18 protein-coding genes are annotated in these 25,545 nt (G+C 67.5%); 9 read left to right on the top strand and 9 right to left on the bottom strand.

Annotated elements, in window-relative coordinates; all coding sequences use genetic code 11:
• Positions 1-411: 411 nt before the first annotated feature.
• A complete protein-coding gene (locus tag ACS0OT_RS16610) occupies positions 412-2,703 on the bottom strand; it encodes an NADP-dependent malic enzyme (protein WP_442255899.1) in 2,292 nt (763 codons plus the stop codon).
• Positions 2,704-2,933: 230 nt separating this feature from the next.
• Complete coding sequence (locus ACS0OT_RS16615) at positions 2,934-4,277, bottom strand: dicarboxylate/amino acid:cation symporter (RefSeq protein ID WP_065178333.1); 1,344 nt, start codon at positions 4,275-4,277, stop codon at positions 2,934-2,936.
• A gap of 333 nt (positions 4,278-4,610) precedes the next feature.
• Here ACS0OT_RS16615 and ACS0OT_RS16620 point away from each other — a divergent pair, with 333 nt between their 5' ends.
• Both ACS0OT_RS16620 and ACS0OT_RS16625 read left to right on the top strand, forming a co-directional pair.
• Positions 4,611-5,780, top strand: a complete 1,170-nt coding sequence (locus ACS0OT_RS16620; protein WP_442255900.1) for an OprO/OprP family phosphate-selective porin — start codon at positions 4,611-4,613, stop codon at positions 5,778-5,780.
• A gap of 66 nt (positions 5,781-5,846) precedes the next feature.
• Positions 5,847-8,489: a hybrid sensor histidine kinase/response regulator gene (locus tag ACS0OT_RS16625; RefSeq protein ID WP_164093400.1), complete on the top strand. Its 2,643-nt coding sequence runs from the start codon at positions 5,847-5,849 to the stop codon at positions 8,487-8,489.
• Between the two features lie 558 nt (positions 8,490-9,047).
• On the opposite strand, the gene ACS0OT_RS16630 is transcribed toward ACS0OT_RS16625, so the two are convergent.
• From ACS0OT_RS16630 to ACS0OT_RS16645, 4 genes are read right to left on the bottom strand one after another with little or no spacing between them, the layout of a single operon-like run.
• A complete protein-coding gene (locus ACS0OT_RS16630) occupies positions 9,048-9,698 on the bottom strand; it encodes a response regulator (RefSeq protein ID WP_065185360.1) in 651 nt (216 codons plus the stop codon).
• 28 nt (positions 9,699-9,726) lie between these two features.
• Complete coding sequence (locus tag ACS0OT_RS16635; protein WP_188239474.1) at positions 9,727-10,782, bottom strand: ABC transporter substrate-binding protein; 1,056 nt, start codon at positions 10,780-10,782, stop codon at positions 9,727-9,729.
• Entirely contained in the window at positions 10,779-12,170 is a 1,392-nt protein-coding gene (locus ACS0OT_RS16640; protein WP_262220400.1) for a sensor histidine kinase, read from the bottom strand. The genes ACS0OT_RS16635 and ACS0OT_RS16640 overlap by 4 nt, the downstream gene beginning before the upstream one ends.
• Positions 12,163-12,852, bottom strand: coding sequence for a response regulator transcription factor (locus ACS0OT_RS16645; protein ID WP_005419188.1), 690 nt, complete (start codon positions 12,850-12,852; stop codon positions 12,163-12,165). The genes ACS0OT_RS16640 and ACS0OT_RS16645 overlap by 8 nt, the downstream gene beginning before the upstream one ends.
• Positions 12,853-13,094: 242 nt before the next feature.
• On the opposite strand from ACS0OT_RS16645, the gene ACS0OT_RS16650 reads away from it, so the two are divergent.
• From ACS0OT_RS16650 to ACS0OT_RS16665, 4 genes are all read left to right on the top strand, one after another.
• The gene (locus ACS0OT_RS16650; protein ID WP_442256453.1) at positions 13,095-14,234 is read left to right on the top strand and encodes an OprO/OprP family phosphate-selective porin; all 1,140 of its coding nucleotides are present in this window, start codon (positions 13,095-13,097) and stop codon (positions 14,232-14,234) included.
• A gap of 74 nt (positions 14,235-14,308) precedes the next feature.
• The gene (locus ACS0OT_RS16655) at positions 14,309-15,637 is read left to right on the top strand and encodes a CitMHS family transporter (protein ID WP_005419191.1); all 1,329 of its coding nucleotides are present in this window, start codon (positions 14,309-14,311) and stop codon (positions 15,635-15,637) included.
• Between the two features lie 24 nt (positions 15,638-15,661).
• Positions 15,662-16,402 (top strand): acetoacetyl-CoA reductase, encoded by a 741-nt coding sequence (gene phbB, locus ACS0OT_RS16660; RefSeq protein ID WP_005419193.1) that lies wholly within the window; start codon positions 15,662-15,664, stop codon positions 16,400-16,402.
• A gap of 202 nt (positions 16,403-16,604) precedes the next feature.
• On the top strand, positions 16,605-18,902 hold the full coding sequence (locus ACS0OT_RS16665; protein ID WP_139727639.1) for a TonB-dependent receptor: 2,298 nt from the start codon (positions 16,605-16,607) through the stop codon (positions 18,900-18,902).
• Between the two features lie 446 nt (positions 18,903-19,348).
• On the opposite strand, the gene ACS0OT_RS16670 is transcribed toward ACS0OT_RS16665, so the two are convergent.
• A complete protein-coding gene (locus ACS0OT_RS16670) occupies positions 19,349-20,602 on the bottom strand; it encodes a flavohemoglobin expression-modulating QEGLA motif protein (protein WP_005419197.1) in 1,254 nt (417 codons plus the stop codon).
• A 183-nt stretch (positions 20,603-20,785) separates the two neighbouring features.
• On the bottom strand, positions 20,786-21,895 hold the full coding sequence (gene rsgA, locus ACS0OT_RS16675; protein ID WP_065196455.1) for a ribosome small subunit-dependent GTPase A: 1,110 nt from the start codon (positions 21,893-21,895) through the stop codon (positions 20,786-20,788).
• 114 nt (positions 21,896-22,009) lie between these two features.
• Between rsgA and ACS0OT_RS16680 the strand changes: the two genes are divergently transcribed.
• Genes ACS0OT_RS16680 through ACS0OT_RS16690 form a run of 3 tightly spaced genes read left to right on the top strand, consistent with a single transcriptional unit; the run spans position 22,010 to position 24,629 of the window.
• Entirely contained in the window at positions 22,010-23,284 is a 1,275-nt protein-coding gene (locus ACS0OT_RS16680; RefSeq protein WP_442255901.1) for a pyridoxal phosphate-dependent aminotransferase, read from the top strand.
• Between the two features lie 3 nt (positions 23,285-23,287).
• Positions 23,288-23,905 carry an SGNH/GDSL hydrolase family protein gene (locus ACS0OT_RS16685; protein WP_005419202.1) on the top strand — a complete coding sequence of 206 codons (618 nt, stop codon included), beginning with the start codon at positions 23,288-23,290 and terminating at the stop codon, positions 23,903-23,905.
• A 4-nt stretch (positions 23,906-23,909) separates the two neighbouring features.
• Positions 23,910-24,629, top strand: a complete 720-nt coding sequence (locus ACS0OT_RS16690; RefSeq protein ID WP_005419203.1) for a methyltransferase domain-containing protein — start codon at positions 23,910-23,912, stop codon at positions 24,627-24,629.
• Positions 24,630-24,753: 124 nt separating this feature from the next.
• Here ACS0OT_RS16690 and ACS0OT_RS16695 read toward each other — a convergent pair whose 3' ends face one another.
• Complete coding sequence (locus tag ACS0OT_RS16695) at positions 24,754-25,533, bottom strand: polysaccharide deacetylase family protein (RefSeq protein ID WP_235646246.1); 780 nt, start codon at positions 25,531-25,533, stop codon at positions 24,754-24,756.
• Positions 25,534-25,545: the final 12 nt, after the last annotated feature.

Below are 25,545 nucleotides of genomic sequence, written 5' to 3' on the forward strand. Positions count from 1 at the left end.
CGCTGGCGTCTACGCCTCAGCGCGACTGCACGAAACCGGCGTACAGCGCGAACAGCTGCTGGAAGTACCGCCGCGTCACTCGATTGCGCATGACACCCTCGCCGATGGGAAGTTGGTCGGGCCCAGGGTGGGAAGGCCGGGCCGGTCCCTTCCCACGGCCGGGCCGCGTGGGCGTATTGGGCCGCAGCGGCGTTGCAGGGAAATGACCGGGCGGCGTAGCGCATGTGGCAGGTTTGGCGGCCGTTGCGGCAAATGAAAACACCGGGCAATGCCCGGTGTTTTCATTTACCCCGCCGTCCCACCGCGCCAGCGCCATCCTTGTTCCGACCAGGAGCCCCTTCTTGTTGAAGGGGCGCGCCGAAGGCGGGGGTAGAGGAAGAATGCGTGGGCAGCGGAAGTGGGAAAGAAGGCTTATGCCTTCTTTTCCGCTTCCAGCTGCTTCCTGATCTGCGCATCGACCGCCGCAATCGCGGTCATGTTCAGGATCCGGCGCGAGGTCGCGCTGGTGGTCAGGATGTGCACCGGCTTGTTCACGCCCATCAGGATCGGGCCGATCGCCACGCCGTCGGTGAACACCCGCACCAGGTTGTAGGCGATGTTGGCCGCTTCCAGGTTCGGCAGCACGAACAGGTTGGCGCGGCCCTGCAGGGTCGAGCCCGGCAGCAGCTTCTGGCGCAGCGCTTCATCCCATGCGGTGTCGCCCTGCATTTCGCCATCCACGTTCAGGCGCGGGTTGCGCTTGAGCAGCAGCTCGCGCACCTGGCGCATCTTCAGCGCATCCTTCGAATCATGGCTGCCAAAGTTGGAGTGCGACAGCAGCGCCACCTTCGGCTCGATGCCGAACAGCTTCATGCGATAGGCCGCCTGCAGGGTCGCTTCGCACAGCTGCTCGGCGGTCGGGTCTTCCTGCACGTGGGTGTCCACGAAGAAGAACACGCCCTGCTGGTTGATCACGCCGGTCATCGCCGAGGTCGAGGTGACCTTCGGCTCCAGCGGCAGCACGCTGCGCACGTAGCCCAGCTTCTTGTGGAAGCGGCCGACGATGCCGGTCAGCATCGCATCGGCTTCGCCACGGGCCACCATCACCGCTGCGATCAGGGTCGGGCGCGAACGCATCAGGTTCTTCGCCGCGGCCACGGTCACGCCACGACGGCCGGTCAGGCCGTGGTAGTACTGCCAGTATTCGTTGAAGCGCGGGTCGTCGTTGATGTTGGTGACTTCAACGTTCTCGCCGATCTTCAGGCGCAGGCCGAGGCGCTCGATGCGCGACTCGATCACTTCCGGGCGGCCGATCAGGATCGGATGCGCCAGGCCGTCATCGACCACGTTCTGCACCGCCTGCAGCACCACTTCCTCTTCGCCCTCGGCGTACACCACGCGCTGCTTGTCGCTGCGCGCGCGGTCGTACACCGGCTTCATCATCAGGCTGGTGCGGTAGACGAACTGGGCCAGCTTGTCGCGGTAGGCGCCCATGTCCTCGATCGGGCGCGAGGCCACGCCCGAATCCATCGCGGCCTGGGCCACGGCGGCCGACAGTTCCACCAGCAGGCGGCGGTCGAACGGGCGCGGGATCAGGTATTCACGGCCGAAGCTCGGGGTCTCGCCGCCGTAGGCCGAACCCATGTCGGTGGCTGCACGGCGTGCCAGTGCAGCGATGGCACGCACGCAGGCGATCTTCATTTCCTCGTTGATCGCGGTGGCGCCCACGTCCAGCGCACCACGGAACAGGTACGGGAAGCACAGCACGTTGTTGACCTGGTTCGGGTAGTCCGAACGGCCGGTGCCGATGATCGCGTCCGGACGCGCAGCGCGCGCCATCTCCGGCATGATTTCCGGGGTCGGGTTGGCCAGCGCGAAGATCACCGGATCCGGCGCCATGGTCTTGACCATGTCGGCGGTCAGGATGCCCGGTGCCGACAGGCCCAGGAAAATGTCCGCGCCGTCGACGATCTCGGCCAGGGTGCGCTTGTCGGTGTCACGCGCATAGCGCTGCTTTTCCGGGTCCAGGTCGGTACGACCGGTGTGGATCACGCCCTCGCGATCGAAGGCCAGGATGTTCTCCGGCTTCAGGCCCAGCTGCACCAGCATGTTCACGCAGGAAATGCCGGCTGCGCCCATGCCCGTGGTCGCCAGCTTCACTTCCTCGATCTTCTTGCCGGTGATCGCCATCGCGTTGAGCACGGCCGCGCCGACGATGATCGCCGTGCCGTGCTGGTCGTCATGGAACACCGGGATCTTCATGCGCTCGCGCAGCTTGCGCTCGACCACGAAGCATTCCGGCGCCTTGATGTCCTCCAGGTTGATGCCGCCGAAGGTCGGTTCCAGCGAGGCGATGATGTCGACCAGCTTGTCCGGGTCGGTCTCATCCACTTCGATGTCGAACACATCGATGCCGGCGAACTTCTGGAACAGCACGCCCTTGCCTTCCATCACCGGCTTGCCGGCCAGCGCGCCGATGTTGCCCAGGCCCAGCACCGCGGTGCCGTTGGAGATCACCGCCACCAGGTTGCCGCGGGCGGTCAGCTCGCTGGCCTGCTGCGGGTCGGCCTTGATCGCTTCACAGGCGTAAGCCACGCCCGGCGAATACGCCAGCGACAGGTCGCGCTGGGTCAGCATGGGCTTGGTAGCGGAAACCTTGATCTTTCCCGGCGGGGACATCCGGTGGTAATCGAGGGCGGCCTGTTTGAAATCTTCGTTGGACATCGATGTGGGTTACATGAATGGGCAGAAGGGACAGGGGATGATACCCCCGTTGGAGCGTCCGGACCTGTCGCTATCCTGTCGCAACCATGCTGCGACCGCACAATTCCGTGCCGTATGCGACGGTACCGCGATACCAGCTTCGGCGCTGCCCATGACAGCCATGGGACGCCCTGAAACGCCGCGGGGCCGTACCACTGACGTGATCGGCCCCGCGGTACCACACACCTGGATCAGCCCTTGGCCGGCAGCGCCTCGGGCAGCGCATCGACCGGCGGCGGCAGTTCGCTCTCGCGGCCATCCAGCGCCAGCTGCAGGCGGTTGCGGTCCAGCGCGCCTTCCCAGCGCGAGACCACCACGGTGGCCACCGCATTGCCGATGAAATTGGTCAGCGAGCGGCATTCGCTCATGAACCGGTCCACGCCCAGGATCAGCGCCATGCCAGCCACCGGCACCTCCGGCACCACGGCCAGGGTGGCGGCCAGGGTGATGAAACCGGCGCCGGTGACACCCGCCGCGCCCTTGGAGCTGAGCATGGCGACCAGCAGCAGGGCGATCTGGTGGCCCAGGGTCAGTTCGGTGTTGGTGGCCTGGGCGATGAACAGTGCCGCCAGGGTCATGTAGATGTTGGTGCCGTCCAGGTTGAACGAGTAGCCGGTCGGGACCACCAGGCCCACCACCGACTTGCTGCAGCCGGCGCGTTCCATCTTCTCCATCAGCGACGGCAGCGCCGACTCCGACGAGGAGGTGCCGAGCACCAGCAGCAGTTCGGCCTTCAGGTAGCGCGCCAGCTTGAACACCGAGAACCCGCACAGGCGGCAGACCACACCGAGGATCACCGCCACGAACAGGAACGCGGTGAGGTAGAACGAGCCCACCAGCCAGGCCAGGTTGATCAGCGAGCCGACGCCGTACTTGCCGATGGTGAAGGCGATCGCACCGAAGGCACCGATCGGGGCGGCCTTCATCAAGATGTGCACCAGCTTGAACACCGGGGCGACCAGCGCCTCCAGGAAGTTCAGCACCGGCTTGCCCTTGTCGCCCACCATCGCCAGCGCGATGCCGAACAGCACGGCCACGAACAGCACCTGCAGGATGTTGCCATCGACAAAAGCGCTGAGCAGCGTCTTCGGGATGATGTCCATCAGGAAGCCGACCAGGGTCAGGTCATGCGACTTCTCGACGTAGCTGTGCACTGCGGTCTGGTCCAGCTCGGCCGGATTGATGTTCATGCCGGCGCCGGGCTGCACCACGTGCGCCACGATCATGCCGACAATCAGCGCCAGCGTGGAGAAGAACAGGAAGTACGCCATCGCCTTGGCGAACACCCGGCCCACCGTGCGCAGGTGGGTCATGCTGGCGATGCCGGTGACGATGGTGAGGAAGATCACCGGCGCGATGATCATCTTCACCAGGTTGATGAAGGCATCGCCGAGCGGCTTCATCTTCTCGCCGACCAGCGGTTCGTAGTGGCCGAGGATGGCACCCAGGACGATCGCCACGATCACCTGGAAGTACAGCTGGCGATAGATCGGCAACGGCTTTGCAGGCACCGGTGCTGCGGTCGGGATGTGCATGGCGGACTCCGGAAGGGGCGTTTTCAGGCACGTACGGCCCCGGGACTGCACGGGAGCCGTTACCGTGGAAACTGACCGCAGGCCCTGTACTGCACGCACAGGGGGGTGCGACCAATGGACGCCTTTGTACGCGCCAGGCACGCCGGCGCAGATAACCTATTGGTACTAGCCCCCCGGTTCAGGTGGCACAGGTGCCTACACTGGCGCCGCACCGCCCAGAAACGGGAAGGCCGGTGGCCCGGGCTGAACGGCTGGGCATGTCCCTGCGAAAGTTTCGGCCCCTGCGGCCGTTGATGTCCTGTCCACACGCAATCTGAGAGAGCCGCACCCAACATGCGCCCGAATCCCACCTTGCTGGCCCTGTCGCTGGCCGCCCTACCCGCCCTCGCTTCGGCTGCGGATTTCGACAACTGGCCGACCAAGTACACCTTCGGCGACGGCACCGAGTTGGCCGCTACCGCCAACATCGCCTACGACTACAACGACTTTTCCTCGGCCAGTGGCCTCGAGGACGACGACGCCGTGCGCCGCAAGGAATTCGGTGCGACGCTGAAGAAGAAGGGCGTGTACGACGCGATGGTCTACTACGACTTCCAGGCCGATACCTGGCTGGACGTGTTCGTGCGCTTCGAGAGCAAGGCCTTCTTCGGCCGTGACGTCGGCCGCTTCCGCTTCGGCTACATGAAGACCCCGGTCGGCCTGGATGCGAACACCTCTTCGCGTGCCGGCAGCTTCCTGGAAACCTCGCTGCCGGTGCAGGCCTTCTACGAAGGCCGCCGTACCGGTGTGGAATGGGTGCTGGAGCGCCCGCAGTACCTGCTGCAGGCAGGCGCCTATGGCGGCAAGGACCTGCAGGGCGACAACCCCGGCACCACCCAGGCGGTGCGTGCGGTGTGGACGCCGGTGAAGGCACCAGGTTACGTTATCCACCTGGGCCTGGCCTACTCGCAGGAGAACCCACGCGGCTACAGCGATGGCCGCGACGTGCACCACGAGGCCAGCGCCCGCCTGCGCGCGCGCCCGGAAGCCGGCCTGACCGACATCCGCTACGTCGATTCCGGCGCGCTGGTCACCGCCGACCAGATCCGCCGCACCGGCCTGGAAGGCATCTGGATCCGCGGCCCGTTCTCGCTGCAGGCCGAAGCGCTGCGCGCCACGGTCACCCGCCATGACGGCAAGCCCGACTTCACCGGCAGCGGCCAGTACGCGATGGCCAGCTGGGTGCTGACCGGCGAATCGCGGCCGTACAACGCCGGCGCGGTGGCCAACATCAAGCCGGCGCACAACTACGGTGCGGTCGAACTGGTGGCGCGTTACAGCCGCCTGGACCTCGACGATGGTGACATCCTGGGTGGCCGCCAGCACGACCTGACGTTGGGTGCGAACTGGTACCTGACCAGCCACTTCAAGTTCCAGGCCAACTACGTGAAGGTCGACGCCAGCCGTCGTGGCGTGCACAGCACGCCGGAGATCTTCGAACTGCGCGCGCAGATGCACTTCTGACCCCTTCCACGTCAGACCCCGGCGGGCGTGCACGCCACGCCCGCCGGCCCTGCGTAGACTGCCGCCATGTACTGGCTCAGCCGCCACCGGATGCTGTTGCTGACGATCCTGGTGATGGTCGGTGGCACCGTGCTGTGCGCGGTCGTCGCTGGCCATTACGCCTGGCGGCGCGCGCTCGGCGACGAAAGCAGCCAGGTGCAACGCCAGCTGCAGCTGTATGGCCAGGGCCTGCAACAGCGCATCGACCGCTTCGGCACCTTGCCGCAGGTCATGGCGCTGGATCCGGATCTGCTGCACGCACTGCGTGTGCCGCCCTCGCCCGGCGAACGGCAGCGACTGAACCTGAAGCTGCAACGTGCCAATGAAGTCACCCGGGCCTCGACCCTGACCCTGGTCGGCCACGATGGTGTGGCGGTGGCGGCCAGCAACTGGGACCAACCGACCAGCAACGTCGGCGAGAACTACAGCTACCGCCCCTACTACCGCCAGGCGCTGGCGCAGGGCCGTGGCCGCTTCTACGGCATCGGCATGACTACCGGCGTGCCCGGCTATTACCTTTCGCAGGCCATCGAGGATGACGGCAAGCGGCTCGGCGTGGTGGTGATCAAGGTCGAGCTGTCCGCGCTGGAACAGGAATGGTTGAGCAGCCCGGACGTGGTGCTGGCCAGCGACGACCATGACGTCGTGTTCCTGTCCAACCGGGACAGCTGGCGCTACCGGCTGCTGCGTCCGCTGCGTGCAGGTGAGCGCCGCGAAATGCTCGATGCACGTCAGTACGCCGACCGTGCCCTGCAGCCCTTGCGTGCACGTACCGAAGACGTGCTGTCCGATGGCGGCCGCATGGTGCGGCTGCTGGATCCTGCGCTGCCGCAGCCGATGCTGTGGCAAAGCCTGGCGCTGCCCGCCGAGGGCTGGAACCTGCACCTGCTGCACGACGCCGGCGCCGCTACTGCTGCCGGTCGCGCGGCCGCCCTGACCGGCGGTGCCGCGTGGCTGGCCTTGGGCTTCCTGGTGCTGTTCGTGCAGCAGCGCAGGCGCTTGGCCAAGCATCGCCTGCGCAGCCGCCGCGAACTGGAAACCCTGCTCAAGCAGCACGCACAGGAGCTGCGTACCGCACAGGATGGCCTGCTGCAGGCCGCCACCGACGCCGACAGTGGTCTCAGCCGCAGCCTCGAACACCTGCCGCAGGGTGTGGTGGTGATCGACCGCGACCTGCGCCTGGTCGCGTGGAATTCGCGCTATCTGGAACTGTTCCGGTTCCCGGCAGACCTGGTGCGCGTGGGCCGGCCGATCGAGGAACTGTTCCGTTTCAATGCCCGTCGTGGCCTGCTCGGTCCCGGCCCGGTGGACGAGGCCATCGAGCGCCGCCTGAACCACCTGCGCAGTGGCCGCCCGCACATGCGCGAGAGCGAAAAGGACGACGGCACGGTGCTGGAGATCCGCGGCAATCCCCTGCCTGATGGCGGCTTCGTCACCAGCTACGCCGACATCACCAGCTACAAGAATGCCGCGCGCGAACTGCGCTCGCTGGCCGATGCGCTGGAACACCGCATCGCCGAACGCACCCGTGACCTGGACGAGGCGCGGCGCGAGGCCGAGCAGGCCAACCGCTACAAGACCCGCTTCGTCGCCTCGGCGGTGCACGACCTGCTGCAGCCGCTCAACGCTGCGCGCATGTTCGTCTCGGTGCTGCGCGGCAAGCTGGGCGACCCGGCGCAGCAGCAGACTGCCGATCATATCGATGCCGCGCTGGCGGCGCAGGACGCGATCCTCAACAGCCTGCTGGATATAGCGCGCTTGGAGTCGGGCAGTCTGCCGACCCGTGTGCAGGCGTTCCGGCTCGGACCTTTGCTGCAGACGCTGGCGCGCGAGTTCGGCATCGCCGCACAGTCGCGTGGCCTGGTGGTCGACTGGGTCGATACCGATGCGGTGGTGGTCAGCGATGAAGCCCTGTTGCGCCGCATCCTGCAGAACTTCCTGTCCAACGCGCTGCGCTATAGTGAACGCGGCCGCGTGCTGCTCGGCTGCCGTCGCCGTGAAGGCATGCTGTGGATCGAGGTGCACGACCAGGGCCCCGGCATTCCCGACGCGTTGCAGGGCGAGATCTTCGAGGAGTTCCGCCGCCTGCACGACGGCCAGCAGCGCGGCGCTGGCCTTGGCCTGGCCATCGTCGATCGCATCGGTCGCCTGCTCGGGCATCCGATCCGGCTGCGCTCGCAGCTGGGCCAGGGCAGTGTGTTCGCGGTAGGCGTTCCGTTCGGTGAAGCCAGCGCGATTCCCGCCACGGCACCCGCGCCGGTGCTGGTGCAGGAACCGGCCGCGGACAATCCGCTGCGCGGGCGCCGGGTGTGGGTGATCGACGACGATCCACACGTCTGCGCGGCCAGCCGCGCGCTGCTGGAGCGCTGGGGCTGCGAGGTGGCGCTGGCCGATGGCCCACAGGCGGCGCTGCAGGTGGCAGCAACAGGCGCGGTACCGGAGCTGGTGCTGCTGGATGTGCGCATGGGCGATCACCACGGGCCGGTGCTGTACGAGACGTTGGCCGAGTTGTGGCAGGCCCGCCCGCCGGTGGTGCTGGTCACTGCCGAGCGCGATGCGGGATTGCGTGAGATGGCCGTCGAACGCGGCTGGGGAATGATCGCCAAGCCGGTTAAGCCACCGGCGCTGCGGGCGCTGATGAGTCAGTTGTTGATCCGGCATCGCGGGTAGTTTCCAGCCAACGGCGCAGCCCCTCGTGGGTGGTGTCTGGTTGGTCGTGGAAAGCAAAAGCCGTGGGTGGGCCGGTCGGGCTGGGTGCGCGGGGGACGCCGTGAATCCGTCCCTGGAGGCTTGGCAGCCGCATCCATGCGGCTGACACCCCCGCGCACCCAACCCGACCGGCCTCCGACAGATTTCGGTGGCCTGCACCCACGAAGAAGAAAATAAGATCAAAAGCGGGTCGCGCGCTGCGCTTGCTCGTGTAGAGCCGAGCCCATGCTCGGCTTCACGGACCGTCCAGAAAGCAGCCGAGCGTGGGCTCGGCTCTACAAAAAGCAGCCTGTCAGGCTGTCTTTGCTTTTGATCTTCTTTTCTCTTCCGCGGGTGGACGCGCACGGAACCTGTCCGTGGCCGGGCAGGTGGGCTGCGCAGGGGCGTGAGCCGCATGGATGCGGCGACCGAGCTTACATGGACGTACTTGCAGCGGCCCCTGCGCAGTCCACCTGCCCGGCCTCACCCATGAACTGCTCTACGTGTCCACCCACGAGGGGCTGCGCCGTTGGCTGGAAACTACAACCCGATGCCGGCGTCGCCCTCGGGCTCCAGCGCCTTCACCAGCACCGCTGCCTGCGTTCGGCTATGGCACTCGAGTTTTTTCAGGATGGCGGTGACATGCACCTTCACCGTGTTCTCGGCCAACCCCAGCGTATAGGCGATCTGCTTGTTGAGCAGGCCATCGGCCAGGCACAGCAGCACGCGGAACTGCTGCGGGGTCAGCTGGGCCAGACGGCTGGCCAGCAGCGCATCGGCCTCCGAGCGCTCGGCGGCCATTGCCGGGAACCACAGGCCGCCGTCGAGCACCGCCTGCACGGCCTCGCCGATGGTCTCGGCCGGGGCCGACTTCGGGATGAAACCGGCCGCGCCGAACTGCTGGGCACGGCGGATCACCCGCGGATGGTCGTTGGAGGAGAGGATCACCACCGGAATGTCGGGATGCGAGCCACGCACGTGCAGCAGCGCGGAAAAGCCGTGCGCGCCAGGCATGGTCAGGTCGAGCAGCACCAGGTCCACGTCCGGCTGCGCGTCGAGCGTCTCGGCCAATGCCTCGGCGCTCGCAACCTCGCGCACCTGTGCCAACGGCAGGCTCTGCCGCAAGGACTGCACCACCGCCGAACGCAGCAGCGGGTGGTCATCGGCGATCAGGATGGTGTATTCGCTCATACCGCCATTGTACGGGCAGGTCGCCGCCTCAGCGCCCGGCCGGCTCGACGCTGCTGCGCCAGGCATCGAGAAACTGGCGACGCTTGAGCGCGTCCAGATACACCAGCAGGCCCGGACCCAGCTGGATCGGGCGGCGGCTGCGGCCCGGCGCATCATCGCCGCGCGCGTTGCCGGTCACGATCGGCATCAGCCGTGCCTCGCGCGACAGCACCTGTTGGCCGCGTGGCGACAGCAGGTAGTCGAGGAAGCGCCGGGCTTCTTCCGGGTGTGGGCCGGTGCGCGGGATGACTGCGGTGCGCAGCACCACCAGCGTGTAGTCCTCGGGCTCCACAATGCCCAGCGGCGCGCCGGCATCAACGCGCGCCTGCGCGTAGGAGCCAAGCACGTTGTAGACCAGCGACAGCTGGCCACTGGCCACCTGGTCCAGCAGCACGCCAGTACGCTCCTCGCGCACCACGTCGTTGTCGCCGAGCGCGCCCAGCAGCGCGCCGGCAATGCTGCCGCGCTGCGCGTCCTGGGTCGCCAACAGGTAGCCGACGCTGCTGCGCTCGATGTCATAGGTGCCGACCCTGCCGCGCAGGGGTGCACCTTCAGCACGCAGCCGGTCCAGCAGCTGGCGGCGCGTGTGCGGCACCTTGGCCGAAGGAATCGCGCGGGTGTTGTAGACCATCACCACCGGCTCGTAGCTGATGCCGAACGCCTCGTTGCGCCACTGTGCCCAGGCCGGCAGCGCGGCGGTCTGCGCCGAACGGTGTGGCAGCGCGTGACCGTCATTGACCAGTTTGGTCTGCAGGTCCATGCCGCTGGAGATCAGCAGGTCCGGTGATGCCGGGCCGCCGCGGTCGTGCAGGTACCGCGCGTACAGGTCCTGGGTGATGATGTCCTCGTACACCACCTCGGTGCCGGGGTGCAGGCGCTGGTAGTCGGCGATGACCACCGCGAACACTTCGATGTCGGTGGTGCCGTGGATGCGCAGCTGAGCGGTGGCCGCTCCCTGTGCGGGAAAACGGCGCACATCGCCGGGCGCAGCCAACACCGGCAGGGCCAGCAGCAGGGCAACGGCCGTGGCAAACAAGCGGATCATGAACTGCTCCGTGGCAAGCGGATGGTGGCGATAAGCCCGCCCTGCGGGCGGTTGCTCAGGTCGATGCGGCCGCCATGACTGTCGACCACGCGCTTGACGATGGCCAGGCCCAGCCCGGCACCGCCGGACGGCGCGCCCTCACCACGCGCGAAGCGCTCGAACACGCGCTCGGCATCGGCCGCAGCGATGCCCGCGCCATGGTCGGCGATGGTCAGCACGGCCTGCTCGCCTTCCACGGTAAGGGCAATCTGCAAGTCGCCGTCACCGCCGTACTTCAGTGCGTTGTCGACCAGGTTCTTGATCGCCTCGCGCAGCAGCAGCGCATCGCCGTGCACCAATGCCGGTTCGGCGGTCATCGCCAACTGCACGCGCGGCGCCGGACCGGCCTGCGGCAGCGCTTCATGCAGGGCCTGGTGCACGGTCTCAGCCAGGTCCACCGCTGCAAAGCGCTGCAGATGCGAACGATGGATCACGCTGGCATCGCTGAGCAGCTGGTTCAGCAGCCGGCTCATATGGGTGGCGTTGCGCTCGATCGCCTGCAGGCTGCGCCGCATGTCCTCCGGATCGTCATCATCCAGCGCCAGCTGTGCCTGTGCGCGCAATGCCGCCAGCGGCGTGCGCATCTGGTGCGCAGCCTCGGCCATGAACGCGCGCAGTGTCTCGTTGCTGCTGGACAGGCGTTCCATGAAGCGGTTCAGCGCCGCCACCATCTGGTCCATCTCGCGCGGAACGCGGGCATCCAGCGGCTTCAGGTCGGACGGCTCCCGTCGCGACAGCTCGCGCTCCACCCGCACCAGCGGCCGGAATGCGCGATGCACGCCGAACGCCACCAGTGCCAGCAGCAGCCCGGACAGCACGCCGATCGCCAGCAACGCGCGATTGACCATGTCCTGCGCGACCGCTTCACGCGCACGCCGGGTCTGGCCGACCTGGACCTGCACCTCGCCCTGCGCCGAGGCAGCGGCGAAGCTGCGGCCGACCACCACGAAGCGCACGGTCTCGCCGCTGTAGGTGGCATCGAACAGCTGCGGCTGGGTACCGGGCCGGCGCGGCGCTGCCGGCAGGTCATCGTAGCCGGTGATCAGCGTGCCGCGGCTGTCCGCCACGCGATAGAACACGCGGTCCTCCGGCGCCATCGCCAGCAGGTCCAGCGCCGCATACGGCAGATCGACCTGCCACTGCCCATCGACCAGCGCCACCGAATCGGCGATGGACAGCGCCGAGGACACCAGCAGGTGATCGTAGGAACGGTTGGCGGCACGCTGGCCGTAATCGCGTGCGGCGAACAGCAGGGCCACCGCGAACACCGCCAGCAGCACGCCGAGATAGAGCAGCAGCGTGCGCCGCAGCGAACCCGGCGCCGCAGTCGCAGCGCGCGCGTCAGCCATCGGCGTCGGCATGGGTATCGCTGGCCTCCAGCAGATAGCCGACACCGCGCACCGTGGTGATGCGCAGCGGTGCGCCCGCCAGCTTCTTTCTCAGGCGGCCAACATACAACTCGATGGCATTCGGCCCCGCTTCGTCATCGAAACCGAACAGGCCGTTGCCGATCTCATCCTTGCCGACCACTTGGCCGAGGCGCCCGACCAGGATCTCCAGCAGGCGGTACTCGCGGTTGGGCAGTTCGATCGGTTCGCCGTCGAGGCTGACCCGGTGCGCAGCGTTGTCGAACTGGAAGCCGCCGATCTGCACCACTTCGCTGGCCTGGCCACGCGCACGCCGCAGCAGCACACGGCAGCGCGCTTCGAACTCGCGGAAATCGAATGGCTTGCCCAGGTAATCGTCGGCACCGACATCCAGCGCCTGCACGCGATCCTCGATGCCATCGCGCGCGGTCAGCATCAGCACCGGCGTGCTGTCACCGCGCTCGCGCATGCCGGCCAGCACGCGCAGGCCATCGAGCTTGGGCAGGCCGATGTCCAGCACCACCAGGTCGAAGCTCTGGTAGCGCAGCACGCTGGCGGCGGCCAGGCCATCGGCCTGCCAGTCCACGGCGTGCCCGCTGCGGCGCATCCGGCGGATGATCGCATCGGCCAGATCCGGGTTGTCTTCGACCAGCAGCAGGCGCATGGGCACACGGGTGGGAGGGGAACCGAATGCTACCGCATGCCGCCGCCGCGCTTGCTGGGCACGGCACGGCGAGATCGGCGACACGCTTTTCGCTGCACCGCACAAACCGCTGACAGGACGATGACAGCTTGCCCGACCCAGACTGCGGCCGCGCACCGTCCGGTGCCCACGATTGCCGCGCGCCTGGCGCGCACCTGGGAGGGTTTGTGGAATTCACGTTTGCCTGGCGGCGTCCTGCCGCCATGATGGCGCTGGCTGCCCTGTCGGCGCCGGCCTTCGCTGCCGAAGACGACCGCCCGGTCACCGCCACCCTCGGTGGCCGCCTGCACCTGGACTTCGCCACCTTCGACAACGACAACCGCGGCACCCCGAACAAGGACGACACCGAGATCCGTCGCGCCTGGCTTGACGTGTCCGGCAAATTCTTCGTGGTCGACTACAAGCTGGAAGCCGACTTCTCCGGCGACCGCGTCGAGGCCAAGGATGTCTACCTGGCACGCAGCTTCGGCGAGGCCGGCAAGCTGACCGTCGGCCAGTTCAAGCAGTACTTCTCGCTGGATGACCGTACCAGCTCCAACTACGGCAGCTTCCTGGAGCGCGGCAACGCCGGCACCACGCTGGCGCCGCTGTACCGCCTGGGTGCGTCCTGGCAGGCCAATCCGGGGGATTTCACCTGGGCGGCCAGCCTCTACAGCCTGGAGAGCATCGACGCCTGGCAGGTGAAGGGCCGCGCGGCGGGTGGTCGCGTCACCTGGGCGCCCACGCCCAGCGACGGTGACGTGCTGCACCTGGGCCTGTCGCTGGCCCGCGAGGCCTACGACAACCCGGGGGCCAACGGCGTGCCCGGCCTGCGCATCCGTCCGCGCCCGGCCGGCCACCTGTCCGACAACAGCCGCCTGACCCTGGTCGACTTCTCCGCCGGCCGCGATACCGACGTCAACAAGTGGTCGCTGGAATACGCGCAGGTGCGCGGCCCGCTGTCGTGGCAGGGCGAGTTCGGTGGCGCCACCTTCGATGACGGCGCCCAGCGCGGCGACGTGATGGCGGCCTACGGCATGCTCAGCTGGTTCGTCACCGGCGAAAGCCGTGCCTACGACCGCAAGACCGGCCGCTTCGCACGGGTCAAGGACATCCGCCACAAGGCTGGGGCCTTCGAAGTGGCGCTGCGTTACGACCAGATGTGGGGCGCGCAGCACCTCGATGGCGCGCCGGACCTGCGCCGTGGCAGCACCGAAGCCTGGACGCTGGGTGGCAACTGGTACCTGCGCGACAACCTGCGCTTCATGCTCAACGTGATCGAAAGCCGCAACCGCGACCGCCTGGCCGGGGTCACGGTGGACCGCACGCGCGCGGTCACCGGCCGCCTGCAGTACGACTTCTAAGCCAGCTGTGCCGGGCAAACCACCCGGCCCCCTTCCACTCCCCACGTCCTGTTTTCGCAAGGAGTCCGCAGATGATGCTGAGCATCCTCGGCTTTGGCATGGTCATTACGTTCATGTACTTGATCATGAGCAAACGCCTGTCGCCGCTCGTCGCCCTGATCACCATCCCCATCCTGTTCGCGCTGATTGGCGGCTTCGGCGCCGGCATCGACGAAATGATGCTGGAAGGCATCAAGAAGATAGCGCCGACCGGCGTGATGCTGATGTTCGCCATCCTATACTTCGGGGTGATGATCGACGCCGGCCTGTTCGATCCGCTGGTAAGGGTGATCCTGCGCTTCGTCAAGGGCGACCCGATGAAGATCGTGCTTGGCACGGCGGTGCTGGCGATGCTGATCTCGCTCGATGGCGACGGTTCGACCACCTACATGATCACCGTCTCGGCGATGCTGCCGCTGTACCAGCGCCTCGGCATGAACGCGCTGAACATGACCTGCGTGACCATCCTGGCCGGCGGCGTGATGAACCTGACCCCGTGGGGCGGCCCGACCGCACGCGCGGCCACCGCGCTGCACGTGGACCCGGCCGATGTGTTCGTGCCGCTGATCCCGTCGATGGTGATCGCCTGTGCCGGCGTGCTGCTGCTGGCCTGGTACCTGGGCCTGAAGGAACGCCGTCGCCTTGGCGTGGTGACCCTGCCCAAGGGCGGCAGCTGGATGGACAACAGCGTGTCCGATGACAGCAATCCGCTGCCGACCGTGGAAGACGCCGAGGACATCAAGCGTCCGAAGCTGCTGTGGGTCAACCTGGCCCTGACCGTGGCGCTGATGACCGCGCTGATCATCGGCGTGCTGCCGATGCCGGTGCTGTTCATGGTCGGCTTCGCCATCGCCCTGGTGATCAACTACCCGAACCTGGCCGAGCAGCGCCGCCGCGTGGTCAACCATGCCGGCAACGTGCTGTCGGTGGTGTCGCTGATCTTCGCTGCGGGCATCTTCACCGGCATCCTCAACAACACCGGCATGGTCGAGGCGATGTCACACAGCTTCCTGGCGGTGATTCCGGAGTCGTGGGGCCCGTACCTGGCGGTGATCACCGCCGTGGCGTCGATGCCGTTCACCTTCTTCATGTCCAACGACGCGTTCTACTTCGGCGTGCTGCCGATCCTGTCCGAGGCCGCCGGCAACTACGGCATCACCCCGGTGGAAATGGCGCGCGCCTCGCTGGCCGGCCAGCCGGTGCACCTGCTCAGCCCGCTGGTGCCCTCCACCTACCTGCTGGTGGGCCTGGCCAAGGTCGAATTCGCCGACCACCAGAAGTTCACCCTGAAGTGGGCCATCGCCATCTCGATGCTGCTGATGATCGGCAGCCTGCTGTTCGGCCTTTACCCCCTCGCCGCCTGACCCTTTGCCAAGGAGCCTTCTGCAATGACGCTTCGAATCGCTTACGTCACCAGTGGAATGGGCAGTGTCGGCACTGCCATCTGCCAGAGCCTGGCCCGCAGCGGCCACACCGTGGTTGCCGGCTGCGCGCCGAACTCGCCGCGCAAGGCCAACTGGCTGCGCGAGCAGCGCGAACAGGGCTTCGACTTCATCGCCTCCGAAGGCAACGCCACCGACTGGGCCTCGACCAGCGCCGCGTTCGCCAAGGTCCGCGCAGAAGTCGGTGAAGTGGACGTGCTGGTCAACAACTCCGGCGGCAGCCGCGACCTGCTGTTCCGGCAGATGACGGTGGAAGACTGGAATGCGGTGATCGCCTCCAACCTCAATGCGCTGTTCAACCTGACCAAGCAGGTGGTCGATGGGATGGCCACGCGTGGCTGGGGCCGCATCATCAACATCGGTTCGGTCAGCGCCCACAAGGGCCAGATCGGCCAGGTGAACTACGCCACCGCCAAGGCCGCGATGCACGGTTTCAGCCGTGCACTGGCCGCCGAAGTGGCCTCGCGCGGGGTCACCGTCAACACGCTGTCGCCGGGTTACATCGCCAGCCAGGCGATCAGCAGCTTCCCGCCGGATGTACTGGATCGGCTGGCCGCCTCGGTGCCGGTGCGCCGGCTGGGTCGGCCCGAGGAAGTGGCCGGCCTGTGCGCGTGGCTGGCCTCGGATGAAGCCTCGTACGTGACCGGTGCCGACTATCCGGTCAACGGTGGCCTGTACATGGGTTGAGCCCTCCCCCACGGAGTGCGCGGGGCCGGTGAATCTTCGTTCGCGAGGGGGATCCGGCCCCTTTTTCTATCGGGTTGCAGGACACGCACGGGGGCCTGCGTCGTTCGTTGGTTTCTCGTAAAGAAGGTTTCATGTTCCGTTCGCATAGTGGCCATGCACCGCGCACGTGTGCCGGTGACCACCCCCCATGCAACGGACCACCATGCAGACCCGACACCTGACGATCGCCGTGGCGATCGCGCTCTCCGCCGCCACCAGCGCCCATGCCGCCACCGCCGCCGATACCGGCGCCAGCACCGATGCCGCGCTGAGCGCGCAGACGCTGGACACCGTCTCCGTGATCGGCCAGGGCGAGACCCGCCAGGTGCAGCGCATCACCACCGTCGACAAGCAGGTGCTGCCGCCGGGTACCAGTGGCCAGAAGATCCTCGACCGCCTGCCGGGCGTGTCGGTGCAGTCCAACGATGCCTTCGGTGCCAATGAGGAATCGCAGACCATCAGCCTGCGTGGCTTCGACAAGAGCCGCCTCGGCTACACGCTGGACGGCATCCCGCTGGGTGACAACAGCTACGGCAACTACAACGGCCTGAGCATTGCCCGCGCGATCATTGCCGAGAACCTGGCCGGTGCCGAGCTGTCGCAGGGCATCGGTTCGCTGGGCGTGGCTTCGACCAGCAACCTGGGCGGCACCATCCAGTATTTCTCGATGGACCCGTCCACTGAATTCGGTGGCCGCGCCAGCGTCACCGTCGGCGACAACAACCAGCGCCGTGGCTACCTGCGTGTGGACACCGGCGACCTCAACGGCTTCTCGGCCTATGTGTCCGGCGTGCACCAGGACCAGGACATGTGGGCCGCGCCGTACCAGAACCAGACCACCCGCCAGTTCAACGCCAAGGCCGTGTGGAATATCGGCGACCACCGTTTCGGTGCGTTCGTGGCGACCTCGCGCGCCAGCCAGGCCAACTACGCCTACCTGTCCAAGGACATGCTGGCCCGCGGCCTGGGCTATGACTGGAACATCTACGCACCGGACTGGGACCGCGCCGTCGCTGCTGCGTACTGCGCGCCGGGCACCTACAACAAGGCGCGCTGCAGGTTCAGCGGCGGCGTCAACAGCATCGACGATGCGTACTACCAGAGCCGTGCACTTCGCGACGACAACCTCTATTCGGTCGATGCCGACCTGCGCCTGGGCGAGCAGGGTCGCCTGAAGCTGCTGGCCTACCACCACGACAACCGTGGCCAGGGCCACTGGTGGGCACCGGGCCAGCCGTCCTACCCGGGCACCGACAGGATGCTGCCGATTTCGATCCGCAGCACCAACTACACGATCAACCGCGATGGTGTGACCGCCGCGCTGTCGTGGACGGTGGGCATCCACGAACTGGAGGCCGGCCTGTGGTACGAGCAGAACGACCATAACGTGTCGCGCAACTTCTACTACATCAGCGGCCCGTTCCTGGACGACCTGTACCTGAAGAACCCGGACCGCCTGCTGTTCAACCAGGATTTCGACATCCGCACGCGCCAGTTCTACGTGCAGGACCGCATGCGCTTCCTCGACCAGCGCCTGACCGTGGACGTGGGCATCAAGAGCCCGAACACCCGCATGCGCGCCACCGCCCAGCCGGGCGTGGAAACCAGCATCGCTTCGGGCACGCTGACCGCCAAGAAGTCGGTGCTGCCGCAGGTGGGCCTGGGCTTCAAGCTCAACGCCAACAATGAACTGTTCGCCTCGTACGCCGAGAACATCGCCGCCTTCGTCGGTGGCGGCAGCGGTGGCCCGTTGCAGGTGTCGCCGGAATCGTTCGCAGCCAGCGCCGGGCTGGAACCGGAGAAGTCCAAGAGCCTGGAAGCCGGCTTCCGTACCTTCGGCGAGAAGTACCAGGCCTCGATCGCGGCCTACAACGTGAAGTTCGACAACCGCCTGCTGTCGCTGAACCCGTGTTCCAGCATCGAAGTCGGCACGCGTCCGGAGTGCGTAACGCGCTTCATCAATGTCGGTTCGGTGAAGAGCCACGGCGCGGAACTGACCTTCATCCTCAAGCCGATCGACGGCCTGCAGTGGTACAACGCGCTGTCCTGGAACAAGACCACCTACGAGGATGACTACACCTCGGGCGGCGCGATCGTGCCGGTGGCCGGCAAGATCACGGTGGATACGCCGCAGCGCATGGCCTCCAGCGAGATCAGCTGGAACCGCGATGGCTTCTTCGCCAGCCTGCGTGCCAAGTACACCGGCAAGCGCTACTACACCTACACCAACGACCAGTCGGTGCCGGGGGTGACCACCTTCGACGCCGGTGCAGGCTACGACTTCGGCCCGGGCCTGGGCCTGCGCAACGTTCGGGTGTCGTTGAATGCGACCAACCTGACCAACAAGCGCTACGCCGGCCAGCTGAGCTCGTTCGCACCGACCGATCCGAAGGGCACGCGCTATGCGATCCATGCGAGCGCACCGCGGCAGCTGTTCATGACGGTGGCGGCGGAGTTCTAAGTCAAAAGCGGGCGCTGCGGCGCGTTGATTGTTCCTGCATGGCGTGGGTAGGCAGGCCCATGCAGGACACGCCGTAAACCCATCCATGGGGGCTCGATGGCGCCATCCATGGCGCCAACGGTCCTGCGCCGGCCCATCCGACCCTGCTCGACGGTTTCCCGCGCCACGGTGCGGAGGACAAAGAAGAGCAAGAGCAAAGAGCCGGGCATTGCCCGGCTCTTTGCTTTTCAAGATTTTCAAGCGCAATCCCTTCGGCGCGCTGATGTGCTGCCGCCCGCGCGGGAAACTGTCTGGCGGCGGTGGCGTACCCTGGCCAGGACCGTGAGGCGCATGGATGCGCCGATCGAGCCCCCATGGATGGGTTTACGGCGTGTCCTGGCCAGGGTGCGCCACCGCCGCCCAGCGATATCAATCGAGGCGCCAGCGCATCATCCCGCCAACGCATTTCATTCCGGCGCCAGCTGGTCCATCCGTATCCGGTTGGCAAACAGCGAAAACGCCAGCATGCCGGCCAGCCCATTCGCCCGGCTCACCCAATGCGGCAGCCAGCGCGGTGGCTTCAGCACCCCCGCCTCGAACAACGGTGCGAACGCGATCGCATCGGCCAGGCTCATCTTGCCGGCGAACAACCAGCGGCAGACCTGCAGGCGGTCCTCGGCCAGCATGTGGCGGAAGAAGGTATGCACCGACACCAGGCCGCGCAGGTACACCGTGTCCTTGGTGAAGGCCAGGCCGCCACTCGGCGGCACCCCACGGAACACGCGCTGTGCCGACGCAAAGCTCTCTTCGGCGTTCTGCCCGGCATCGCAGAAGTAGCGGAACACCTCGATGAAGTCGGCGCCTTCGCGGGCCATCGCGATCGCTTCAGTGCGCAGACTGATTCGCTTCAGGCGCTCGATGTCGATGCTGCCGGTGATCTGTTCGGCGAAGGTAGCCAGCCCTTCCTGGGTGGCCGTCACCCGCGGCGAGGACAACGCCAGGCTGGGCAGCACCGGTTGTTCGCGGCCATTCAAGGCGGTCAGCGAATGCACCAGCGCTTCGTGGTGGAACAGCTGCGCGCGGTCGTAGGCACTGAAGCGCGCACTGGTGCGCAGGCGGATGCGGGTCGGTCCGGCAGCGGCCTTGGACACCAGCTCTGGATCGAGCTGCACCTGGATGATGCGCGATTCGAAGAACGCATCCAGGTCATTCTGCAGCTGCAGCTGCAGGGCAATGGCCGAGACCGGCACCTGCTCTTCCGGCGCCAGCAGTTCGTGATCGAGTTCGGCAGCAATCTGGATGAAGTGACGCGCCGCTTCGCGCGTGCTCGGGCCATTGCCTGGCAACGGCTGCTCGGGCGCGCCGAACAGCTGCACCGAACAGGTATCGACGGCGGCAGTGCCCAGCCCCTCAAGCAGCTGCGCGGCCAGGTCCCAGCTCTGTGCCGACTGCCGCACGTAGTGGCCCAGCGGATGAGTATCATCGCAGTCGGCGGCGATCGCAGCCAATGCGCGGCGCTCCTCGCTGAAATCCAGCCTCGGGTAATCCACCTTCGGCAGCACCGGCTGGCCACGTGCCACGCTGTCCAAGAACGGGGCCTGCAGCGTGGCCGGCCAGCTGGTCAGCCCCAGCAGGCGGATGCCTCCCACGGCCTCGACCAGGCGCGCATCGAGCGCTGCATGGTGGGCCACCTCACGGTCCAGCGTCGCGGTCGGTTCCATGGGCGGACTATAGCGCCCTGCCCTTGCTTTGGTAGGTGCCAACCTTGGTTGGCATGCGCCGACGGCGGGCTGCGGACAGATTCGTGCCAACCAAGGTTGGCACCCACCCGAAGCAGGCAGACGCGGGTTCAATACAGGGGTCGGAGCCCATTGCGAGGCAATGGGATCCGACCCCGACACCCATCAGCGCCGGCGCGGCTTGGCGGCCGGGCGGAACTGCTGGCCCTTGCCCTTCCTGCCGCCACGTTCCTGCGCGGTCTCGGCCTGGCGCACCGCCAGCTTGGCGGCAGCGGCGGCCACTTCTTCCTTCAGCTTGAAATAGTTCAGCAGCCGGCTCTCTTCGATCTCGCCAGCGTCGATCGCTGCGCGGACAGCACAGCCCGGTTCCTGCTGGTGCTTGCAGTCGTTGAAACGGCACTGCGTGGCCAGCGCTTCGATGTCGGCGAAGCCACCTTCGGACAGCGTTTCTTCGCCGGTCGGTTTCAGCTCGCGCATGCCGGGGGTGTCGATCAGGCAGGCGCCGGTCGGAAGCGGCATCAACGCGCGATGGGTGGTGGTGTGGCGGCCGCGCGAATCGTTGGCACGCACCGCGTTGGTCTTCATCCGCTGCTCGCCGAGCAGGGTGTTGGTCAGCGTGGATTTGCCGGCACCGGAGGAGCCCACCAGCACCACCGTGCGCCCCGGGCCCAGCCACGGTTGCAGCACCGCCACACTGTCGGCATCCAGGCCGTTGATCGCATGCAACGCGATGCCCTGCATCTCCAGTTCTTCCAGCACCGCCAGCGCATCCTCGCTGTACTCGGTCTGGTCGGCCTTGGTCAGCACCACCACCGGTTCGGCGCCGCCACCGCCGACCAGCAGCAGGTAGCGCTCGATGCGGCGCGGATTGAAGTCGGCATCCAGGCCACAAACGATGAACACCGTATCGATGTTCGCTGCGATCACCTGCTGGTGGTAGTGCTCGCCCGCCGCGCCACGCTTGATCGCGGTGCGACGCGGCAGCAGCGCAACGATGCGGATGCCGTCCAGCAGCACCCAGTCGCCCACTGCAGGCCGCTCGTGGCTGGGGAAGCGCGGGCGCTGCCATTCCGGCAGTGACTCCGCTTTGATCGCCGCATCCGGGCCATCGGCCACCACGTAATGGGTCCGGTGCTGCTCGATCACCCGCGCCGGGCGGGCCTGCGGGTGCGCGGCCATCATGGCCTGCCAGTCGGCCTGCTGCGCCGGGCCCGGCCAGGGCCAGCCGATGGTCTGCAGGGCGATGAAATCGGGGGTCTGGGTCATCGCCGCCATTCTACCTGTGACGGCCCCCGGCCAGCCCAGCAATGGCAGGCGCGGAGCCGTTGCCATGCACTGCAGCAATTCCGGTAGGATGGAATCCCCATGCCTTTTGACGGCCCAGCCCCCATGTCCACCCTTTCGCCCAAGCCCCTGGCCATCCGCGAGCGCCTTTCCGAAGTGCGCTACGAGATCCGCGGAGAGCTGGCCCGGCGAGCGCGGGAGCTGGAGGCGCAGGGCCGCAAGCTGATCAAGCTCAACATCGGCAACCCGGGCAACTTCGGTTTCCGCGCACCCGAGCACCTGCAGCGCGCGATCGCCGACGACATGGGCCGCACCGACCCGTACACCCACCAGCAGGGCCTGCCGGTGGCGCGTGAAGCCATCGCCGATTACTACGTCCGCCGCGGCGCACCGGATGCACACCCGGACCGCGTGTTCGTCGGCAACGGTGTCAGCGAGCTGATCGACCTGTCGCTGCGCGCACTGCTCAATCCGGGCGATGAGGTGCTGGTGCCGTCGCCGGACTACCCGCTGTGGTCGGCCTCCACCATCCTCAACGATGGCCGACCGGTGTACTACCGCTGCGCCGCCGAAAACGGCTTCCAGCCGGACCCGAGCGAGATCGAGACGCTGGTGTCGTCACGCACCCGCGCCATCGTGCTGATCAACCCGAACAACCCCAGCGGCGCCAGCTACCCGCGTGAACTGCTGGAGCGCGTGGTCGAGATCGCACGACGCCACAACCTGCTGTTGCTGGTCGATGAGATCTACGACCAGATCCTGTACGACGATGCGGTGTTCCAGCCGGTCGCGCCGCTGGCCGGCGACCATCCGTGCCTGACCTTCAGCGGCCTGAGCAAGGTGCACCGTGCCTGCGGCTGGCGCGTGGGCTGGGCCCACCTCAGCGGCGACGACGCGCGCCTGGGCGACTTCCGCGCCGCGCTGGACCTGCTGGGCGCGCTGCGCCTGTGCGCCAACGTACCGGGCCAGTACGCCATCGAGGCCGCAGTGAACGGCCCGGACACCATCTCCGAACTGTGCACCCCGGGTGGCCACCTGTATGAAACCCGCCGTGCGGTGATCGACGCCTGCGAAGCCAGCGAGCACCTGTCGCTGGTCGCGCCGGCCGGTGCGCTGTATGCGTTCCCGGCCGTGGTCGGTGCCGCTGCCAAGGGCTTTGACGACCACAACTTCGCGCTGGACCTGATGAACAACGAAGGCGTGCTGGTGGTACCGGGTTCCAGCTTCAACGTGCCCTACCGCCATCATTTCCGCGTGACCCTGTTGCCGGAAGCCTCGGTGATGCGCGATGTGTTCGCCCGCATCGACCGCGTGCTGGCCCGGCGTGCCGAGGACGCGACCAAGGTCGTGCCGCTGAAGCCGCGCCGTTCGGTGGCCTGAGCGGTGGCGCTGTCCTACCTGGCGCTGGGCGACTCGTACACCGTCGGAGAAGCCGTTGCCGTCGAAGGCCGCTGGCCGCACCAGCTGGCCGCCGCCCTGCGTGCGCAGGATGTGGCGCTGGCCGACCCTCAGACCATCGCCACCACCGGCTGGACCACCGACGAGCTGGACGCCGGCATCGATGCGGCCGCACCCCAGGGTCCGTTCGATTTCGTCAGCCTGCTGATCGGCGTCAACAACCAGTACCGCGGCCGGCCGCTGGACGAGTACCGCGTACAGTTCCAGGCCCTGCTTCAGCGGGCGATCGGCTTTGCCGGGGGCCGCCCCGGGCGTGTGCTGGTGCTGTCCTTCCCCGACTGGGGCGCGACGCCGTTCGGTGCCGGCAGCGGCCGCGACCTGGCCACCATCGAGATCGAGACCGACGAGTTCAACGCAGCGGCCGAGGTGATCAGCACCCAGCAGGACGTGGCCTTCGTCGACATCACCGACATCAGCCGTGACCAGGGTGACAACCCGGCAATGATCGCCGAAGACGGCCTGCACCCGTCGGCGCGGATGTACGCACTGTGGAGCGCGCGCGCGCTGCCGGTCGCCGCACACCTGCTCGGTGGCACGGACTGACACGATGGATGGTACGCCACGGAACGGCCCGCCCCTGCCCTGCACACCGCTGACCGCCCCGCAGGCCCGCGCGATCGCCGAAGCGTTCCGCCCGGCACGGGCCTGGGGCAGCCGCCGCGACTACTACTACACCCGCGGCAAGCTCGGCAGCGACCCGCTGTATGACGGCGTGCTGCAGCATCTGCCCGACGACGGGCAACCCTTACTGGACCTGGGGTGCGGGCTGGGCCTGTTCGCCCACGTGCTGCGCCAGCGCAGCGGCACCCACCCCTACCTCGGCGTGGACGTGGATGCCGGCAAGATCACCCGTGCCCAGCGTGCCGCCGCCGGCCTGCACGCTGTGCGCTTCGACTGCCTGGACGTGCAGGCGCCACTGCCGGCGCAGCCTGGACACGTCCTGTTGCTGGATGTGCTGCAGTACCTGGACGCGGGCCCACAACTGGCATTGCTGCGTGCGGCCAGCGCGCGGGTGGCCGCCGGCGGCCGCCTGCTGCTGCGCACGCCGCTGGCCACCGGCGATGGTCGCGACCGCACCACGCGGGTGGCGGACCGGTTGGCCTGGCTGGTCGGCTGGATGGGCACGCGGCCGCGCCACTACCCCGACCCGCACGTGCTGCAAGCGACACTGGCCGAGGCCGGATTGCAGGTGACGGCGCCGCGTCCCCTGCATGGGCGCACGCCATTCAACAGCTGGTTGCTGGTGGCCGAACGCCCCGCGCTGTAGAGCCGCGCTGCGACGTTTTTCCGGTGCTTCACACCGCCGCCCGAGCATCGGCTCGGGCGCTACAGCAGCGCCCCCTTGTAGAGCCGAGCCCATGCCCGGCTGCTCTACATCACCAGGGCCGGCGTTACGGGACCGGCAGCCGCGCTTTCAGCCCGCGCTCGTCCAGTGCCTGCAGCACGCCCTCGATGATCGCCAGGTTGTGGCCGTGGGCGGCCCCCTCATGCAGCAGCACGATGGCCCCCGGGCGCAGATCCGGCAGCAGGCGGTCGAGCACCCCCTGCGCCGTGCAACCGATGCCGTCGAAGCCGCGCGCGCTCCAGCCGACCCGGACCAGGCCCAGCCGCTGCAGTACCGGCGCCACGAACGGATTGGTCATGCCCACCACCGAGCGGTACCAGCGCACCGGGCGACCGCTTACCGCCTGCAGCGCGTGCTGGCAGCCCTCGATCTCGGCGCGCATCGCCGCCGGGCCCAGCCGCCAGAAGCGCGCCTGCGGGTGGCTGTGGCTGTGGTTGCCCAGGTCGTGGCCGCGGTGCAGGATCTCCTGCACCAGCTCCGGCTGCGCCAGCGCGCGCTCGCCCACCAGGAAAAAGGTGGCATGGGCCTGGTGGCGGTCCAGCAGGTCGAGCACGGCACGGGTTTCCGGGCCAGGACCGTCATCAATGGTCAACCAGACGCTGTTGCCGACATCCGGCAACCGGCTCAGCACCGGCGCATAGAAGCGACTGTTGGGCAGGAACACCGGCACCATGAACAGTGCGTGGCTGGCCACCATCAGCGGCAGCCCCCAGTGCCAGCCCGCCAGGGCCCAGACCAGGATCACCAGCAGCTGCGACGCCACCAGCCAGGGCAGCCAGCGCCAGGGCCGGGTCGGGATGCGATGCAATGTTCCTGCGTTGCTCATACCCCATGATGC

The organism is Stenotrophomonas maltophilia group sp. RY12688 (assembly GCF_052149045.1).
Classification (GTDB): Bacteria; Pseudomonadota; Gammaproteobacteria; order Xanthomonadales; family Xanthomonadaceae; genus Stenotrophomonas; species Stenotrophomonas sepilia.